Here is a 17,535-nt window from a genome sequence, read left to right on the forward strand (position 1 = left end):
CATCAGTGTGTGAACAGTTTTGGCAGATTATTCAGGGTGAACGTTTTCGGTGAATCGCATGGCGCCAGCGTGGGCGTTAACATCGACGGGGTGCCGGCCGGCATTCCGCTTCAACAGGAAGACTTCTTACCCGACCTGGAACGCCGTAAAGGCGGTTCCAGAGGGACTACCCCCCGCAAGGAGGAAGACCTGCCCTTTATTAAGTCAGGCGTATTCAACGATCATACTACCGGCGCACCGGTAACCATCCTCTTTGAAAATAACAACACCCGCAGCACAGACTATGAAAAGCTGCGCGAGTTTCCACGGCCCGGTCATGCCGACTTTGTGGCCACCGAGAAATTCGGCGGCTTTGAAGACTACCGGGGCGGCGGCCACTTCAGTGGCAGGCTTACGCTCAACCTGGTGGCCGCCGGCGTGATCGCTAAAAAAATACTCGGTGACAGTATACAGGTGAAAGCCACCATCACCGAAGTAGGTGGCTATGCTAACCCGGAAGAAGGACTGGAAGCGGCCATCGCAGCAAAAGACTCTGTAGGCGGTATTGTGGAATGTGTGGTAGACGGACTGCCGATCGGTTTGGGAGAACCTTTCTTTGATTCCCTGGAGTCATCTCTGGCGCATGCTGTATTCGCTATTCCTGCTGTAAAAGGAATCGAATTCGGCGCAGGCTTCGCTGCCGCTAAAATGAAAGGACTGGAACATAACGACCCTATCCTCGACAAAACCGGCAAAACAGCCACCAACAACGCCGGCGGCGTTGTTGGTGGTATCACCAACGGCAATCCGCTGGTATTCCGTATCGCGGTGAAGCCCACGTCCAGCACACCGAAAGAGCAACAAACGCTGAACATCGCCAGCGGACAGGTGGAGACCTTCAGTGTAAAAGGACGCCACGACCTGTGCATCGCACTGCGCGTACCTGTGGTACTGGAAGCGGTGACTGCAATGGTACTGGCCGATTTTATGCTGCTGGAACAGCGCCGCCCGCGGGTGTATAAAGCATAAGGAATTACAAATTACAAATTACGAATTACGAATTACGAATTACGAATTACGAATTACGAATTGAGGGCTTTCATATAGAGCGGTTATCTTAGTAACCTTTCCATATGAAAGCCCTCAATTCGTAATTCGTAATTTGTAATTCGTAATTATTTTACGATGTCAAGCAGTTCCACATCAAACACCAGCGCTGCGCCCGGGCCGATTTTAGCACCGGCGCCACGGTCGCCATAGGCGAGGTCTGAAGGGATGAAGAGGCGCCATTTGGAGCCTACAGGCATGAGTTGCAGGGCTTCTGTCCAGCCTCTGATAACGCCGCTCACCGGGAAGGAGATCGGTTCGCCTCTGTCTACGGAACTATCGAACACTGTACCATCGATGAGGGTACCATGATAGTGCGTTTTTACTTTATCGTTGATAGTGGGCTTAGGACCATTGCCTTCTTTCAGGATCTGGTACTGAAGACCGCTGGGGAGGGTTACCACGCCCGGCTTTGCTTTGTTTTCAGCCAGGAACTTATCACTGGCTTCGCGGTTTTTGGCAACTTTTTCCGCTTTCAGTTGCTGAAGGTAATTGCTGATGCTCATCTCACTCTGATCTTTAGATAATGTTAATGTTTTATTGGTCAACATATCCTGAATAGCCTTGGCCAGCAGGGTAGTGTTGACATTGCTTAATCCCTGTGCTTTCAGGTTTTCGGCGATATTAACGCCAATACCATAGCTCACGGAGTCTATCCTGTTTTTCAATAAACCAGGTTTTACAGCGGTATGGGATGCCGGTTTCGCTTTGGGCGCCGGTTTAGCCTGGCTGAATCCCTGCATGGCCAACAGGCCAAGAACACCGGTGAAAATGTATTTTTTGTACATAAATTTGTGGTTGTCAATAACTTTGAATCAAATAAGGTTTTGCTAAAGTCCCCGCAAGTTAAGGAATTAACCTTTTAGAAGCTATTTGCTCTCGTACAACAAAAGGGAGCCTTGCTTTGTTGGCGTAAAAATAAAACCCGTATGTTAACCGTTCAGGCGTCTATGAGATTCTATATTATAACAATGGTAGCGGCGCTGCTGACAGGCAGCCTGCAGGCACAGGATTCAACAGATTTATGGTCAAAGGCCAAGGCCAACCCCAATCTGGGCAGGCAGAAATACATAGAACTGAAGCTGCATACCGGCAGCCACCTGTATAATGGCGATGAGATGTCCAAAATACTGGAACATGGTTATGAGTCCGTAGAAGTCCGGATGGGCTGGATGTCTACCGGCAAACAGGAATGGCAGCGGGCCCTTAACTGCCCGAGTTATGGCATCGGTTTCTATACCGGCAGTATTGGCGATGCAACCGTTCTCGGCAACCCCAGTGGCGTATATGGTTTCTTTTACGCGCCCTTCGCCCGCCGGAAGCGGCATCATTTTGAAGCAGGATTGTCCCTGGGCCTCACGTACGACCTGAAGGGCTATAACAAGGACACCAACCCGCTAAACGATGCTATCAGTTCCAAAGTAGACGTTTATTTTAATGTGAACGTCAGCGGCATATGGCGGCTGTCTGAATTATTCGATTTGGTATACGGGTTAGACCTGACCCACTTTTCCAATGGCCGCACACACACGCCTAACCTGGGCCTGAATATGCCTGGTGTGCATGCTGGTCTGAGAGTGCATTACAATACCATCCGCAATATTGTACAGCAACAGATCGATCCTACGTTTGTAGCGCGTATCCGCCCCACCTATATTGACAGTCCGCTTTCCAAAGTGAAGCACAAACAGGACTGGAGCATTTACGGGGCCTTCGGGGTAGTACAGCCGGATTCCCGTTATGGTGTTGATGCTTTTTATGGCACTGCCTCTGCCGTGTTGGACTGGAGTTACCTCTACAGTCATGTTTGCAGTTTCGGAGCAGGCGTTGACGGTTTCTATGACGGTTCCCTGGGGTTGGTTTACGCAGAGAAATACGGAAAGGTGTCCACTTTCGATAAGATGCTGCTGGGCGCCCATATCGGCCATACGCTTCATCTACAGCGTTTTGATATTGTTACGCAGGCAGGCACGTACCTGTGGCGTCGCGACAGCGAAAAAGGGGATTGGTTCCTGCGGGTGGCCCTTCGTTATAATGTCAGCAGATATGGTTTTCTGCAGATAGGCCTTAAAACACAGAACGGCGCAGCGGCAGATTGGATCGAATGGGGCGGCGGTGGTAAACTGTGAAAGCCTGATAGTCAACATTAATATAAAAGAAACCCGCCTGACGTATTATCAGGCGGGTTTCTTTTTATATCGATGATAAATGTTTACTGCGTTATAGGCAACAATACCTTAGATGCGTGAGTAGCATCATGATAGATTTTGATATCAGCCTTTTTGAAGTCTTTATCAGTGGCTTTGTAGATATCCATGAACTGTTGCGGATTGCGGTCTACCAGCGGGAACCAGCTGCTTTGTATCTGGACCATGATACGGTGTCCTTTCTGGAAGGTATGCGCTACGTCAGGCAGGGTGAATTTCACCGGTGTTGGCTGGCCCGGAACAAAAGCTTCCGGTTTTTCGAAGCTGTTGCGGAATTTGCCGCGCATCACCTCGCCGCGTACCAGCATCTGATAGCCGCCCATGGGATAGGTGGAAGAAGGCACGCGACGGTGTTCTGAAGCGGCGTCTTCTTCGTATTTGAAATCGTCAGGGAACACGTCTATCAGTTTTACAACGAAATCGGCGTCAGTACCGGTGGTGCTGGCCACGATGTCAGCGATAACCGGACCGGCGAGGGTGATGTCATTGTCCAGCACTTCAGATTCAAATACCGCCACGTCAGGTCTGCGGGCAGCAAAACGCTGGTCATCGGTCATGTAATTGATCGTGCGGTTGAAATGTACATCTGCCGTATAAGGCACTGGTTTGGACGGATCGCTGATGTATTCGCTGAAGCTGTTGGCAGCAGTGGGCTGCGTGAATGCCAGTTTACCGTCAGGTTGCAGATAAACGGGTTGTTCCTTCATATCGGCCGGAGGCCATTTAGGCAGTCTTTTCCATTCGTTTTTACCGGTGAAGAAGATAGTGGCTTCAGCGATATCCGGCGCCTGGCCTTTGCCTTTCAGGTAATAATTGAAGAAAGGAATTTCGATGTTGTTGGCGTAGTATTCTGATGTATTGCTGCCGAAGCGAACGTTGCCCAGATGGGTACCGTCGTTGGATGCCCACTGGCCATGGTACCATGGTCCCATTACGATACGGTTGTTGGTATTGGGGCTTTCGGATTCGATGGTTTTGTAAGTGTTCCAGGCGCCGAAGCAGTCTTCCGCGTCAAATACGCCGCCTACTTCCAGCATCACGGGTTTTACGTTTTTCAGGAAGTTGCGTACGTTACGCGCCTGCCAGTAGCTGTCGTAAGTAGGATGGGCATACATCTCGTGCCAGAAGGCCACGCTGTCGCCGATGATTTTGGAGAAATTAGGCAATGCGCCTGTCTCCAGGTAGTATTTGTAATTGTCGCGGGTGTAGTATTCGATGCCTTTAGGCCCAACGGTGGTAGGCTTCGGATGAGGATGGTCAAATACGGTGTAGAAAGAAAAGGCGTCTGACAGCATGAACGCGCCGTTGTGGTGGAAGTCATCACCGATGAACCAGTCTGTAACCGGCGCCTGCGGGCTGACCGCCTTCAGTGCAGGGTGGCCGCTCAATGCGCCCATAGTGGAATAAAAGCCCGGATAGGAGATACCAAAGATGCCCACGTTGCCGTTGTTGCCGGACAGGTTCTTCACCAGCCAGTCGATGGTGTCGTAGGTGTCGCTGGCTTCATCGATATCATTTTTCCCTTTTTTGTTGGGGTTGAAGGGACGCACATTCACAAATTTGCCTTCACTCATCCAGGTGCCTCTCACGTCCTGGACCACCATGATATAGCCTTCTTTCAGGTATTGTTTATAATGGTTTCTGTACAGCGGACGGAAATTGGTTTCGCCGTAAGGTGCGCAGGAGTAAGGGGTGCGCGTCATCAGAATAGGATGTTTCTCCGACTGGTCTTTAGGAAGATAGATGGAGGTAAACAGTTTTACCCCGTCCCGCATGGGAATGTACACTTCTTTTTTGGTGTAATGGGTATACATCCAGAGGGAGTCCTGGTTAACAGCTTTGGTAACTACAGGAAAGACGAACAGCGCGGCACAGGCCAGCAGCAGCCATTTTCTCATAAACGGTTTGTTTTAGACGGGGGCTAAAGTAGCAAAAAGTCAGGTAATATGACCGCAGAAAAGGGTGAGCGGTTACCGGGCCAGCTTTTCCCGTTCTTTTTTAGGCAAACTGGCCACAACCAGGTCATAGGAGTTTTTAATCCATTCCAGTATCAGTTTGTTGGAGATATTGGAGTGCATATCTACTGTGTTCCAGTGCTTTTTATTCATATGGTAGCCAGGTGTCACGCCTTCATAACGTTCGCGCAACTCCACGGCCTCGTCCGGGTCACATTTCAGATTGACGCTGCTGAATTCTTCCAGGTCAGTAAGGGCAAACATTTTGCCGGCGACTTTATACACGAGGGTTTGTTCTCCGAAAGGGAATTCTTCCGTAACACCCGGAAGGGAAAGGCAGTATTCGCAGAATTGTTCGATGTTCATGAATGACAGATTTCTATGGACATCAAAGATAAAAAAAGTAAGGGCCTTTCGGCCCTTACCAGAAGAATGGTATTATTATTTTACTTCGATGTACTTGAACCTGGCGCTTTTGTAGGAAACAGATGATGAATTTGTAATAGTTACCTTTTGCGTCATCAGCAGACCTGTTTTTTCGTCATAACTGTTTTCGTAAGTGTACGTTGTTCCTGCATGGTCAGCATAACTGAGATTATGTTCGCTTGGCATAACATCTACACTGGTCAGTTCGGAATAGAAGTGAACATAGGGATTGTTTTTGTAGATGGTATAAAAAGGATTGTTGCCCTTGTCATACTTATAGGTATACGTATATCCGCGTGCGGGGTCATGCACTTTAGGCCCGCCAGGATATTGGTATTCTTTGACAACATCTTTCCCTTCGTACGTGTACTCAAAATACCGGACAACATCCGTGGAGAAAAGGGAATCTTTAGAACCGATCAGGCCCACTTGCCCCAGGTTATTGAACTCGTAAGACCAGCTTTGATCAACACAATTTGAGCATTCAGGATGTTGTTCAAAAATGGAAACTTTTCCACCTTTCCAGTTCGGGTTACCGACAGATATAATTCCACTTTTGGAATTGTTTATGGTTTTAGCAACTCTGCCGGCTTCATCATACGTCATTTCGAAGCTTTGTCCGTTCTCCGGTCTCATTCTGGATGGAATGTAAATGGCTATTAGTTGATGCTTGTTGTTATACACAAAGCTGTCTGTTTTGGTGCCGCTGCTGGTAGTAGTGGTAACTGTCTCCAGGAGGAACGGGCCGGGTTTCACCGGGTCTACCGGTATAGGTTCTGAGTTATCGCTTTTGCTACAGGCGGTTGCAAGGAATAACAATGCTACAGCGGCGCAGGCATAGCGCCCTAAGGTGTTGGTTTTCTTCATGACAAAGTATAAGGGTGAATATTAAAAATACAGGCAGGCGGACTGGCACTGCCCTGTGGGTTACGGTTATTGTTTAACTACGCGGTACCGGTAACTGATGGTTGTGCCGGAGGCGAGCCGTTGTTCTTGCGGATCATGCATGGTGTCTGGTGTAAAATAGGTTACAGGAATAGTTACTGACGCGCTGGCGGCAGTTTCATACCGGATGCTGGTCACATAATGTTCACTGGCCAGGAACGGATAGCCTTTCCAGATGTTGTTTTGCAGGTCTGCTGTGACCATGCGCAGCAACAACGGGTTTTTAGCCAGGTATGGGTATAGCGGGTTCGACTGGTTGCCGTAGGTCATATCGTACTGGTAGGCTTCTGTTGTGGGCGGAAGATCAATAGGTTCCACATAGTTGACGATATGATACTGCCGGATGTCCCGTTGATCGTAGAAATATTTTTCATAACTCATCATTCTGCCGAAGACAAACGGGAGCGTGTCTGTATAACCAATCAGGGTGAAGCGGCGGGCATCATCCTGTAAATACCGGCTGGTATCGTAACCGGATATTTCATCTCCCAGGTTCCGGTAAAAGGTAGTATAGATAGTGAGCGTGCCCGGGGCCCACATCAGGGAATCTTTCTGGGAGAGGCTTTTAAGGGTATTATCGTTCTCATTGTAATGACGTGCTATTTTCAGATAGCCGTCAGCGTTATACAGGAAAGTGGTGTAGTTCTGCCATTGGCGATAGGAGGTATTGTAATCCCAGCGTTCCGTGAGTTGCAGTTGATTGTTGTATACAAGGCTGTCTTTCGGGATACCGTTTATCCGGATGGCGGTCACCAGATAGTTATCTTGTTGCTGTACGGGTGGTGCCGGGTCGATATGTTCCTTTTTGCAGTGGCACGAGGGCGCCAGCAAATACAGGATGGCCAGGAGAAAAAGCCGGTAATATCGTTGTTGGTATAACATACAGCGTGGATAAACGGATGTAAGATAATGTTTAATCATTATATTATTTACCCCTGATAATCTGGTACCGGTAGCTGATGGATGTATTTTGTCCTATCAATTGTTCTTTGGGATAAGCGGAAGTATCAAAGGGGGTGTAGGTGACAGGCAGCGTAGTTTGCGTGCCGGCAGCATCTTCATACCGGACACTGTTGACATAATGTTCGCTGGCAAGGTACGGAAAACCTTTCCAGGTGTTCTGCAGATCGGCGGTCACGAGTTGTATCAGCAGCGGATTCTTTACGAGGAAGCGGTAGAGCGCATTTACCTGGCTGCCATAGGTCATGGTATAGCGGTATTCTTCCAGTATGGTGGGAGCGCCGATCACATTGACATAATTATGCCCGGTGAATTGCCGGACATCCTGTTGCAGATAGGTGTATTCTTTAAATCGTACCATATCGCCGTAAATGCCCTGGTTGAAAATAAAGGTATCCTTTGAACCGGAGAGCGTGAATTGCCGGTTAGTGTTCACCAGTAATAAAGTAGTGTCATATCCGGATATGCCGGCGCCCAGGTCGCGGTAGCGGGTAGTGTAAACCCACAATTTGCCGGATGTCCATGCCAGGGAATCCTGCTGGCTCAGGCTTTTCGTCGTATTATCGTTCTCGTTATAATACCGTGCCATTTTCACATAGCCGTCAGCGTTATAACCGAAAACAACGTAATTCTGCCATTGCCGGTAGGAAGTATTGTAGTCCCAGTGCTGCACCAGCTGTTGCTGATCGTTGTATACGAAGCTGTCTTTCGGAATGCCGTTGAGGCTGATGGATGTTACCAGCCAGGTGTCTTGCGGTGGTGCCGGCGGCTGCGGCGGGTCCACATGTTCTTTTTTACACTGACAGGAATGGGTGAGCAGCAGGATAGCTGCAAAGAGATAAAGAACATATGTACTCCGGTAAGGCATGCAGGGGGCTCAATAAGCCTTCCTAAGATAAGGATTAATGGTCATATTGGTCCGGTGTAATGGCGGTAGATAAGTTGGGGAGATATACCGGTACGTAGGACGGGCCAACGTACCGGTTTTAGGTGTAGGTTAAAGCTATTTCTTATTGATCGCGATGATCACGCGGGAGTAACGGGCGTAAGTGATTTCCACTTCCTGACCGGCACGGTAACCTTCCAGGGCGCCGCGCATCCAGTAAAACAGGCGTTTTTTCTGGTTGTCCAGCTTTATCATGATGTTGGTCTGTGTATCGTTGTTCTCCAGGTATACCGCTTCCATAGGGGCCTGCAGGGTGGCTTTTTGCAATGCTACCAGGTCTTTTTTCAGTGCCCAATACCGGATATCCGTTACTTTGATCAGTGCAAACACCAGTGCGATCACAAAACAAATCATCCATACCCAAAACCAGGCGTTCTTATAGGAAAACAAGGATTCATCCGCATCGCCCAGCGTATTGTGGGTGTACAGGTAAATCTGCGGTATCACTGCCGCTACCAATAACACGATAAAACCTATTAACGCAAATTTCCGTAACTGCTGTTTGTTCCGCTTCAGCGCTTGTTGTAGTAAAAAATTCTCCTCAGTTGTAATAAAGGTGTAGTCGGACATAGTTTCGATGGTTTTTCAGTTGGCTAATATATAGATAAACAATCAATTAATTAAATTAATATATATAATATTTTAAATAATGATTGTTATTTTGCTGTTATTTTAGTTAGATGATCAGTTTTTGGACAAAATATTATCATATAATCTAAATCACACATTAACGTTTATATAATTCCTGGTTCGACCGCATATGGAATAAGTTTTCTAATTTGCGCGTTTTTAACCCATCCTGTTATTATTCCCCATCATCTTGTCATATAAACTAAAACAACGAAAGTGAAGCGGATTTTGATTTTACTTGCGGCTGCATTCCTTACAACAACAGGCCTGTATGCGCAGGACACCACTCAACTGACAGTAGAAGGACGGAAAAACAGCGCCTCCCAGCAAACAAAACCTTACGTGATCATGATCTCCATCGATGGGTTCCGGTATGATTACGCAGAAAGATACCATGCACAAAACCTGCTCCGCCTCTCGGGCCAGGGCGTAAGGGCTACTGCTATGCAACCTTCTTTTCCTTCACTGACATTCCCCAACCACTATACACTGGCCACAGGCATGTACCCGGCGCACCATGGCCTGGTAGACAACCTGTTCTACGACAGGAAACGCGACGCCATCTATAAAGTGGGTAACCGCGATGCAGTGGAAGACGGCACCTGGTATGGCGGACTGCCCCTCTGGGTACTGGCGGAAAAACAACAGATGATCAGCGCCAGCTATTTCTGGGTAGGCTCCGAAAGTGCTATTCAAAATATTCGCCCCACTTATTATTATAAGTACCAGGAAAAAACAAGCATCGACCAGCGTATCCAACAGGTGGTGAACTGGCTGCAACTGCCGGCAGAGCAACGTCCGCATCTCATTACCTTTTACTTCCCTGAAGTGGACCATATGGGGCATCGCTACGGCCCTGACAGCGACAGCGTAAGGAACGCCGTTCAGTTCGTGGACGCGGCCATCGGTCGCATGCAGGAGGCAGTGAATAAACTGAACCTGCCGGTCAATTTTATCATCGTATCTGATCATGGCATGTTGCGGGTAGATACTGAACATAGCCTTTCCCTGCCGGACAGTCCTGCCCTGAAGCCGCTCCGCATTGCGCCCACCAACGAGAAAATAATGCTCTATGGCAATAACGAAGCGGAAATCAAAGCGGCGTACGATTTCCTGAAGCAGCATGAAAACCACTACACCGTATACCTGAAAAAAGAAACACCGGAAAGATGGCACTACGGACAGGAAGATGTGTATAATCGCATCGGAGACATCGTGGTGGTGGCAGAAGCCAATTATGCGTTCGGCAGCCCGGAAAAGAAAATGTACCCGGGCCACCATGGCTTCGATAACAACCTTACCGATATGAATGCTATCTTCATGGCATGGGGGCCGGCCTTCAAAACCAATACACGCATCGCCACTTTCGAAAACATACATGTGTACCCGTTAGTGGCCCGTATACTCGGCCTGGATATTACACAGCCGATAGATGGTAAAATTGAAGTGCTGGAACCGGTACTAAACCAGCAATAAATAATGGACCAGCAAGACTTATACGGGCTGCTGCTGCAACATGTGGCCCGGCATATACAGCTTACGTCGGAAGAACAGCAGTATTTTGTCAGCCTGCTGAAACCACGGCGGCTGCAACGGCGCCAGTGGTTATTACAGGCGGGCGACATCTGCCGGTACGAGTATTTCATTGTACAGGGATGCCTGCGGTCCTATATCACAGACCGCAACGACGTGGAGCACGTACTGCATTTTGCAATAGAAGACTGGTGGATCACTGACCTGGAAAGCCTGTTGACACAAACTCCTTCGCAGGTAAGCATTGAAGCGCTGGAACCTTCCTGTGTGCTGCAACTGGAACGGGAGGCCCTGCAAACCCTTTATCAAAAAATACCTGCGTTTGAACGTTTCTTCAGGATACTGCACCAGAATGCCTATCTGGCACAAAACCGCCGTATCCTGCAGAATATCAGCCATACCGCTGCAGAACGGTATGAGGCTTTCCTGGAGCGGTATCCGGCCATTGCTGCGCGTGTGCCGCAAAAGTACCTGGCGTCTTACCTGGGAATGACACCCGTCTTCCTCAGTCAGCTGCGCAACCATAAAGCAGGAAAATAGAAAGTTATGGATACAAAAAAAGCTGCTCCGGAAAAGGAGCAGCTTTTTTTATGTATTGAAATAAGCTGTTACGCTACAGATTCCTCATAGGCACTTACCGGTTCGCAGGTGCAGATCAGGTTTCTGTCGCCGTGGGTGTTGTTCACACGGCTTACGGAAGGCCAGAATTTGTTGGCTTTCACGTATTCCAGCGGGAAAGCTGCCTGTTGACGGCTGTATGGACGGGTCCATTCGTCGGCAGTGATCACATGCTGGGTATGTGGCGCGTTTTTGAGTACGTTGTTCTGTTTGTCGGCGGTACCTTCTTCCACTGCGCGGATTTCTTCGCGGATGGCCAGCAGGGCATCGCAGAAGCGGTCCAGTTCACCTTTGTCCTCACTTTCGGTAGGCTCGATCATGATGGTGCCCGGTACCGGGAAGCTCATGGTAGGAGCGTGGAAGCCGTAGTCCATCAGGCGTTTGGCCACATCTTCCGCTTCAATGCCGGCAGAGGCTTTAAACGGACGGAGGTCTACGATGAACTCGTGGGCGCAGGTGCCGTTTACGCCGGTGTACAGGATATCATATGCTTTTTCCAGTCTCGCCTTCATGTAGTTGGCGTTCAGGATAGCATATTCAGAAGCCTGTTTTACGCCGGTGTTGCCGAGCATGCGGATGTAAGCGTAAGAGATGAGCAGGATGCTGGCAGAACCGAACGGTGCTGCAGATACCGCGTGGGATACTTTACCATTGTTCAGTTCCACGTGACCTGGCAGGAACGGCGTCAGGTGTTTTGCCACGCAGATGGGGCCCATGCCGGGACCGCCGCCACCGTGAGGGATAGCGAAGGTTTTGTGCAGGTTCAGGTGGCATACGTCTGCGCCGATGATGCCCGGTGCAGTGAGGCCTACCTGTGCGTTCATATTGGCGCCGTCCATATAAACCTGGCCACCGTGTTCGTGGATGGTAGCACAGATTTCTTTCACTGATTCTTCATATACACCATAGGTGGAAGGATAAGTGATCATGATACCGGCGAGATCTTTGGAATGTAAAGAGGCTTTGGCTTTCAGGTCTTCTACGTCGATGTAGCCGTTTTCCAGCGCTTTCACTACTACTACCTTGAAACCGGCCATCACTGCGGAAGCGGGGTTAGTACCGTGGGCGCTGATAGGGATCAGCATCACGTTACGGTGTCCTTCGCCTCTGCTTTCATGGTATTGACGGATCACCAGCAGACCGGCATATTCGCCCTGGGCACCGCTGTTAGGTTGCAGGCTGCAGGAGTCGAAACCGGTGATTTTGCTGAGGTATTCGCCCAGTTCGGAAGTCATCTGCAGGTAACCGCCAGCTTGTTCTTTCGGGGCAAACGGGTGCATTTTGCTCCAGTGGGCCCAGCTCAGCGGAATCATTTCAGAAGCAGCGTTCAGCTTCATGGTGCAGGAACCGAGGGAGATCATGGACGTGTTCAGGGACAGGTCTTTGTTCTCCAGCATTTTCAGGTAACGCATCATCAGCGATTCGCTGTGATAGCTGTTGAACACCGGATGTTGCAGGTAAGTGGAGGTGCGCTCCAGGCCTGCAGGGATAGCGGCTTTACCGTTGGAGATGCTGGCTGCGTCTGTGCTGCCGGCGCCAAATACACCGAGGATATCGTTGATGTCGGCAATAGTGGCGGTTTCATCGATAGAGATACCTACCTGGCCGTTAGCGAAATAACGCAGGTTGATACCGGCTGCTTCAGCGGCTGCTTTCACATTGGCGGCGCCTTCGATCACGATGGTGTCGAAGAAATTGCCGGCAACCAGCTTCAGTCCTTTTGCCTGTAATTTTTCTGCCAGGGCAGCAGTGAGCAGCGCCACACGGGTAGCGATGTTCTTCAGTCCTTCAGGGCCATGGTATACGGCGTACATAGCAGCCATATTAGCCAGGAGGGCCTGAGCGGTACAGATATTGGAAGTGGCTTTTTCACGTTTGATGTGCTGCTCACGGGTTTGCAGCGCCATACGCAGGGCACGCTGGCCTTGCGCGTCGATGCTCACACCGATGATACGGCCGGGGATGGAACGTTTGAAGTCGTCTTTCACTGCGAAGAAGGCAGCGTGAGGACCACCAAAGCCCAAAGGAACACCAAAACGCTGTGCGGAACCGAAAGCGGCGTCAGCACCCAGTTCTCCCGGGGAGGTCAGCAGGGTCAGTGCCAGCAGGTCAGTGGCCACGCCTACAAAAGCGCCCACTGCATGAACTTTCTGGATGAAATCCTGGTAATCTTCCACAGCACCCACATTATTGGGGTATTGTATCAGCGCGCCGAAGTAATTGGCGTCGAACTGCGCTGTTTTGTAATCACCCACCACTACTTCAATGTGCAGGGGAGTGGCACGGGTCTGGATAACGTCCAGTGTCTGGGGATAAACGTTGGTATCTACAAAAAACTTAGGCCTGGTTACGTGGTCGTGGTCTTTGTTGAGGGCGTTGAAGAACATGGTCATTGCTTCTGCAGCGGCAGTGGCTTCATCCAGCAGTGACGCGTTGGAAATAGGTAACCCTGTCAGGTCGCTTACCATCGTCTGGTAGTTGAGCAGGCTTTCCAGTCTTCCCTGGGAAATCTCCGCCTGATACGGGGTGTACTGCGTGTACCATCCTGGGTTCTCGAATACGTTACGCAGGATTACGCTAGGCGTGATCGTGTCAAAGTAGCCCTGGCCAATGTAATTGCGCATTACTTTGTTCTTCAGGGAAACCTCTTTCAGATGGCGTAGGTAATCGCTCTCGCTCATCGCAGCCGGAACTGCCAGCGGATGCTGCATGCGGATGGCGCCGGGAACAGTTTTGTTGATCAGCTCGTCCAGATTGGCTGTACCTATGGTTTCCAGCATCTGGGTCTTCTCAGCTTCATTCGGACCAATGTGACGGTGCACGAATTCAATTTGTTGGATATCAAAAAGATTCATGATGTAAGCAGGTAGTTTGAAATAGAATGCGCAAAGCTATGCAGATTTTAAGCAATCGCCAAACAACGGGCCGGAGACAGGGAAAACAGTGATAAATGATACTGCCCGCCATGTGGCTTCTGTCATAATTTTGTCCACCGGGTATTTGCTTATCTTTGCGCCAATGAGCAAGATTTTAGAAGACTGGGAACAGAAGGCCAAAGACAAACAAAAGGCCAATAAACAATTCCTGCAGAAGTTGCAGACACGCCGCGGTAAAGGGGTGGAGAAACTGCTGCCGGAACTTCATGATGAGGCGTTCAGCCATATCGACTGTATGGACTGCGCCCGCTGCTGCAAATCTATCAGCCCGCGCTTCAAAGCTCCGGACATCAAAAGGATATCCAAATACCTGGGCATGAAAGAAGGCGCTTTTATTGATACTTACCTCCGTATTGACAAAGATGAGGATTATGTGGTGAAGTCAAGCCCCTGCCCGTTTTTAGGGGGAGATAACGGCTGCAGCATTTATGACGTGCGCCCGGGCGACTGCGCCAACTACCCCTATACTGACAGCTACGATTTTTTCAAACGCCCCAATATCACCTACGAAAACAGTACGATCTGTCCTGCAGTGTTCTATATACTTGAAAAGTTGAAAGACACGATGAAGATTTAGTGATTTACGATTTACGGATTTCGGGGATTAATATAGCGGACATCAAAAAATCCGTAAATCAAAAAATCGGAAAATGGCTACGGTTTCAGGTCCAGCTTCCGCATGGCCGGGCTGATAACATAGGTGGTGACCACCACCGCCAGCGTTACGCAGCCACCAAACACCACAGAGGTGACCAGTCCCAGCTGCCGCGCCATAAAGCCGCTCTCAAAAGCTCCCAGCTCATTGGAGGAACCTACGAACATGGAGCTGACAGAAGCCACACGGCCCCGCATGTCATCCGGCGTTTTCAACTGAAGTATCGTCTGGCGGATAATAACACTGATGCCATCCAGCGCTCCGCTGATCAGCAGGGCGGCCATAGACAGCCAGAAGCTGGTAGACACGCCAAAGAGAATGATGCTCAGGCCAAAACCAAATACGGCCGCCAGCAGTTTAATACCCGGCTTATTGACCAACGGTTTATGTGCAATGATAAACATGGTGATCAATGCGCCGACAGCCGGCGCGGAACGCAATAGTCCATATCCCAGCGAACCCACATGCAGCACGTCAGTGGCGTAAGCCGGCAACATGGCCACCGCACCGCCAAACAAGACGGCGAACATGTCCAGCGCCATAGCGCCCAGCACCACTTTTGTGTTCCATACAAAACGCATCCCGCTGGTCAGTCCCTGTAAGAAAGTCTCCCCTTTCTCTTTATAGTAAATCGGCTTAGGCTTGATCTGAATCAGGCTGTAAAGCGGCGCCAGGAAAATAGCCACCACCAGCAACATCGACCAGTGTACTCCAAACCAGTGGATACACAGCCCGCCCAATGCAGGCCCCAGCACGCCCCCGATCTGCCAGGCGGAACTGCTCCAGGTAGAGGCGTTGGCATATAACGCACGCGGCACCAGCAAAGACATGAGGGAGAAATTGGAAGGACTGACAAAGGCCCGCACAATACCGCCGGTAAATACCAGGAAATAGATCGATAATAAAATCAGTTGGGTGGAGAGGCCCGCCACGGCTTTGTCCCACGTCAGCAGAAAAAGGCCGGTACTGATAAAGAGATAGGCGATCACACATTTCAGCAACAATCCCCGTTTTTCCCGCTTGTCTACCAGATGTCCGGCAAAAGGCGCCAGCGTCACAGCCGGAATCACTTCTGACAATCCTATCAACCCAAGGGAAAAAGGGTCGTGTGATAAAGCATATACTTTCCATTCAATGATGGCGAACTGCATGGCCAGTGCAAACACAAGTGCGAAGCGAATGACCAGATAATAGTTAAATTCCTTGTAACGTAGCGATGCGTATGGGTCGTTTCTGGGTGTAGAGGCCGTTGTGTCCAAGCGGGTGTAATTTACTGCTAAGGTAAAAAGCAGGAGGGAAAAAGCAAAAAGTCATCAGTAAAGGGATAATAATCTGCTATTTTTATTGCTTCAAAATTCCGCACGATATGAAAATACAAGGGTTGTTATGTGGGATGTTTATTCCCCTGTTATTCACCCATGCTGTGTTGGCCGGTGAGCCGGACAAAGCAGCGCCCCCCGCCAGAAAAGCCCGGCTGCAACTGGTAACGGACAAGTTCATTTCCCCGGTCAATATGGCCGTTCCCCATGATGGTACCGGCCGGCTGTTTTTCTGCCAGAAAGAAGGGAAAGTATGGATTGTAGATAAAAAAGGCAACCAGTTGCCCGAACCCTTCCTGGACGTCAGTTCAGATATGGTGAAAGTCAACCCGGCCTATGATGAAAGAGGGCTGCTGGGCATGGCTTTTCATCCCGACTTCAAAAAGAACCGCAAATTCTATGTGTATTACAGCGCACCGGTGCCCAATCCGGTGAAACGGGTGCTGGACCATAAAAGCAGGCTGGTGGAATTTACCGCATCGGCCACCAATCCTAATGTGGCCGACCCGGCGTCCAAAAGAATACTAATGGAAATCAACCAGCCGGAGTCTAACCACAACGGCGGTCAGCTGGTATTCGGCCGCGATGGGTACCTGTACATAGGCCTCGGTGACGGTGGCGGCGGTGGCGACAAACACGGCACCATCGGCAATGCGCAGGACCTGGGCACCGTGCTGGGAAAAATACTTCGTATAGACGTGAATGGTACACCGTATAAAGTGCCGGCAGACAACCCGTTTGTGAAAACAGCCGGCGCAAAACCGGAAATATGGGCCTATGGCCTGCGCAACCCATGGCGTTTCTCTTTCGATAAAACTACCGGTAAACTGTTTGCCGGCGACGTGGGACAAGCCAAATACGAAGAAGTGGACATCATCACCAAAGGCGGCAACTACGGCTGGCGTATCATGGAAGGGTACCATGATTTCAACGTTCCTGCTGATGCCGACCGCAACAAACTGACGCCTCCCATACACGAGTACGACCACGATCTGGGCATCAGCATCACCGGCGGATATGTGTACAGAGGCAATGCGGTTCCTGCCCTGAAAGGCCTGTACATCTTCGGCGATTACAACGGGAAAACCTTTGTGCTGGTGCCGAAGGGAAACAAATGGGAACGGGCAGACCTGGAACTGTCCAATCGTCCTGCTGATAACCCCTTCATTCTCAGCTGGGGAGAAGATGAGCAGGGAGAAATTTATATGCTCACAAGTATGTCTACCAAAGACGGCTTTAAAGGCGCCGTATACAAACTGGTAAAAGACTGATCATGCTGAAAAGGCGCAGCGCTGTTGAGCGTTGCGCCTTTCTCCTGT

The 17,535-nt window shown here is 49.9% G+C and carries 15 protein-coding genes; 6 read left to right on the top strand and 9 right to left on the bottom strand.

The annotated features are described in order from the left end of the window. Nucleotides 1-9 precede the first annotated feature (9 nt). The gene (locus HGH92_RS17440; protein ID WP_168872046.1) at nt 10-1,008 is read left to right on the top strand and encodes a chorismate synthase; all 999 of its coding nucleotides are present in this window, start codon (nt 10-12) and stop codon (nt 1,006-1,008) included. Nucleotides 1,009-1,154: 146 nt separating this feature from the next. Here HGH92_RS17440 and HGH92_RS17445 read toward each other — a convergent pair whose 3' ends face one another. After that, nucleotides 1,155-1,874, bottom strand: a complete 720-nt coding sequence (locus tag HGH92_RS17445; protein WP_168872047.1) for an FKBP-type peptidyl-prolyl cis-trans isomerase — start codon at nt 1,872-1,874, stop codon at nt 1,155-1,157. A 162-nt stretch (nt 1,875-2,036) separates the two neighbouring features. On the opposite strand from HGH92_RS17445, the gene HGH92_RS17450 reads away from it, so the two are divergent. Then, complete coding sequence (locus HGH92_RS17450; protein WP_168872048.1) at nt 2,037-3,215, top strand: acyloxyacyl hydrolase; 1,179 nt, start codon at nt 2,037-2,039, stop codon at nt 3,213-3,215. An 83-nt stretch (nt 3,216-3,298) separates the two neighbouring features. Here HGH92_RS17450 and HGH92_RS17455 read toward each other — a convergent pair whose 3' ends face one another. From HGH92_RS17455 to HGH92_RS17480, 6 genes are all read right to left on the bottom strand, one after another. Next, on the bottom strand, nt 3,299-5,191 hold the full coding sequence (locus HGH92_RS17455) for a CocE/NonD family hydrolase (protein ID WP_168872049.1): 1,893 nt from the start codon (nt 5,189-5,191) through the stop codon (nt 3,299-3,301). A 72-nt stretch (nt 5,192-5,263) separates the two neighbouring features. Continuing rightward, nucleotides 5,264-5,614, bottom strand: coding sequence for an MmcQ/YjbR family DNA-binding protein (locus tag HGH92_RS17460; RefSeq protein ID WP_168872050.1), 351 nt, complete (start codon nt 5,612-5,614; stop codon nt 5,264-5,266). A gap of 75 nt (nt 5,615-5,689) precedes the next feature. After that, entirely contained in the window at nt 5,690-6,541 is an 852-nt protein-coding gene (locus HGH92_RS17465; protein ID WP_168872051.1) for a hypothetical protein, read from the bottom strand. A gap of 66 nt (nt 6,542-6,607) precedes the next feature. After that, complete coding sequence (locus tag HGH92_RS17470; protein ID WP_168872052.1) at nt 6,608-7,501, bottom strand: hypothetical protein; 894 nt, start codon at nt 7,499-7,501, stop codon at nt 6,608-6,610. A 43-nt stretch (nt 7,502-7,544) separates the two neighbouring features. Further along, nucleotides 7,545-8,447, bottom strand: coding sequence for a hypothetical protein (locus tag HGH92_RS17475; protein ID WP_168872053.1), 903 nt, complete (start codon nt 8,445-8,447; stop codon nt 7,545-7,547). Between the two features lie 135 nt (nt 8,448-8,582). Further along, nucleotides 8,583-9,095, bottom strand: a complete 513-nt coding sequence (locus tag HGH92_RS17480) for a hypothetical protein (RefSeq protein ID WP_168872054.1) — start codon at nt 9,093-9,095, stop codon at nt 8,583-8,585. Between the two features lie 276 nt (nt 9,096-9,371). Between HGH92_RS17480 and HGH92_RS17485 the strand changes: the two genes are divergently transcribed. Both HGH92_RS17485 and HGH92_RS17490 read left to right on the top strand, forming a co-directional pair. Continuing rightward, on the top strand, nt 9,372-10,631 hold the full coding sequence (locus HGH92_RS17485) for an ectonucleotide pyrophosphatase/phosphodiesterase (protein ID WP_317166423.1): 1,260 nt from the start codon (nt 9,372-9,374) through the stop codon (nt 10,629-10,631). Between the two features lie 3 nt (nt 10,632-10,634). Beyond that, nucleotides 10,635-11,228: a Crp/Fnr family transcriptional regulator gene (locus tag HGH92_RS17490; RefSeq protein ID WP_168872055.1), complete on the top strand. Its 594-nt coding sequence runs from the start codon at nt 10,635-10,637 to the stop codon at nt 11,226-11,228. A 68-nt stretch (nt 11,229-11,296) separates the two neighbouring features. On the opposite strand, the gene gcvP is transcribed toward HGH92_RS17490, so the two are convergent. Then, on the bottom strand, nt 11,297-14,161 hold the full coding sequence (gene gcvP / locus HGH92_RS17495; protein ID WP_168872056.1) for an aminomethyl-transferring glycine dehydrogenase: 2,865 nt from the start codon (nt 14,159-14,161) through the stop codon (nt 11,297-11,299). 163 nt (nt 14,162-14,324) lie between these two features. On the opposite strand from gcvP, the gene HGH92_RS17500 reads away from it, so the two are divergent. Next, the gene (locus HGH92_RS17500) at nt 14,325-14,819 is read left to right on the top strand and encodes a YkgJ family cysteine cluster protein (RefSeq protein WP_168872057.1); all 495 of its coding nucleotides are present in this window, start codon (nt 14,325-14,327) and stop codon (nt 14,817-14,819) included. 77 nt (nt 14,820-14,896) lie between these two features. On the opposite strand, the gene HGH92_RS17505 is transcribed toward HGH92_RS17500, so the two are convergent. Further along, on the bottom strand, nt 14,897-16,156 hold the full coding sequence (locus HGH92_RS17505) for an MFS transporter (protein ID WP_168872058.1): 1,260 nt from the start codon (nt 16,154-16,156) through the stop codon (nt 14,897-14,899). A gap of 107 nt (nt 16,157-16,263) precedes the next feature. Between HGH92_RS17505 and HGH92_RS17510 the strand changes: the two genes are divergently transcribed. Continuing rightward, nucleotides 16,264-17,487, top strand: a complete 1,224-nt coding sequence (locus HGH92_RS17510) for a PQQ-dependent sugar dehydrogenase (protein ID WP_168872059.1) — start codon at nt 16,264-16,266, stop codon at nt 17,485-17,487. Nucleotides 17,488-17,535 lie beyond the last annotated feature (48 nt).

The organism is Chitinophaga varians (assembly GCF_012641275.1).
Classification (GTDB): domain Bacteria; phylum Bacteroidota; class Bacteroidia; order Chitinophagales; family Chitinophagaceae; genus Chitinophaga; species Chitinophaga varians_A.

Excerpts from the sequence above, each read along its gene's own strand:
- HGH92_RS17450 (WP_168872048.1), top strand. The coding sequence starts at position 2,037 with ATGAGATTCTATATTATAACAATGGTAGCGGCGCTGCTGACAGGCAGC.
- HGH92_RS17490 (WP_168872055.1), top strand. The coding sequence starts at position 10,635 with ATGGACCAGCAAGACTTATACGGGCTGCTGCTGCAACATGTGGCCCGG.
- HGH92_RS17455 (WP_168872049.1), bottom strand. The coding sequence starts at position 5,191 with ATGAGAAAATGGCTGCTGCTGGCCTGTGCCGCGCTGTTCGTCTTTCCT.
- gcvP (WP_168872056.1), bottom strand. The coding sequence starts at position 14,161 with ATGAATCTTTTTGATATCCAACAAATTGAATTCGTGCACCGTCACATT.
- HGH92_RS17470 (WP_168872052.1), bottom strand. The coding sequence starts at position 7,501 with ATGTTATACCAACAACGATATTACCGGCTTTTTCTCCTGGCCATCCTG.
- HGH92_RS17445 (WP_168872047.1), bottom strand. The coding sequence starts at position 1,874 with ATGTACAAAAAATACATTTTCACCGGTGTTCTTGGCCTGTTGGCCATG.
- HGH92_RS17460 (WP_168872050.1), bottom strand. The coding sequence starts at position 5,614 with ATGAACATCGAACAATTCTGCGAATACTGCCTTTCCCTTCCGGGTGTT.
- HGH92_RS17500 (WP_168872057.1), top strand. The coding sequence starts at position 14,325 with ATGAGCAAGATTTTAGAAGACTGGGAACAGAAGGCCAAAGACAAACAA.
- HGH92_RS17510 (WP_168872059.1), top strand. The coding sequence starts at position 16,264 with ATGAAAATACAAGGGTTGTTATGTGGGATGTTTATTCCCCTGTTATTC.
- HGH92_RS17480 (WP_168872054.1), bottom strand. The coding sequence starts at position 9,095 with ATGTCCGACTACACCTTTATTACAACTGAGGAGAATTTTTTACTACAA.
- HGH92_RS17475 (WP_168872053.1), bottom strand. The coding sequence starts at position 8,447 with ATGCCTTACCGGAGTACATATGTTCTTTATCTCTTTGCAGCTATCCTG.
- HGH92_RS17465 (WP_168872051.1), bottom strand. The coding sequence starts at position 6,541 with ATGAAGAAAACCAACACCTTAGGGCGCTATGCCTGCGCCGCTGTAGCA.